Below are 324 nucleotides of genomic sequence, written 5' to 3'. Positions count from 1 at the left end.
GTGTAAGCGCCCGGCTTAGCAACGATCTGACCGCGCTCGATGTCCTCACGCTTGGTACCGCGGAGCAGCAGACCACAGTTGTCGCCAGCCTCAGCGGAATCCAGCAGCTTGCGGAACATCTCGATACCGGTAACGGTGGTCTTCTGGGTCGGACGGATACCTACGATCTCAACTTCCGAGTTGATGGCGAGGGTACCGCGCTCGGCACGACCGGTCACAACGGTACCGCGACCGGTGATGGTGAAGACGTCCTCGATCGGCATGAGGAACGGCTTGTCACGGTCACGCTCAGGCTCAGGGATGCTCTCGTCAACGGCTTCCATG

At 60.8% G+C, this 324-nt stretch carries 1 protein-coding gene; it reads right to left on the bottom strand.

Features of this window, described 5'->3' with window-relative positions:
- The coding region (locus tag GNF10_RS37455) for an EF-Tu/IF-2/RF-3 family GTPase (RefSeq protein ID WP_260446396.1) at positions 1 to 324 on the bottom strand (324 nt) is incomplete at both ends.

Origin of the sequence: Nostoc sp. UCD121 (assembly GCF_014222285.1) — a bacterium.
GTDB lineage: Bacteria > Cyanobacteriota > Cyanobacteriia > Cyanobacteriales > Nostocaceae > Nostoc.
The sequence above is the reverse complement of the archived record's forward strand: the minus strand, read 5'-3'. Positions and strand labels throughout refer to the sequence as shown.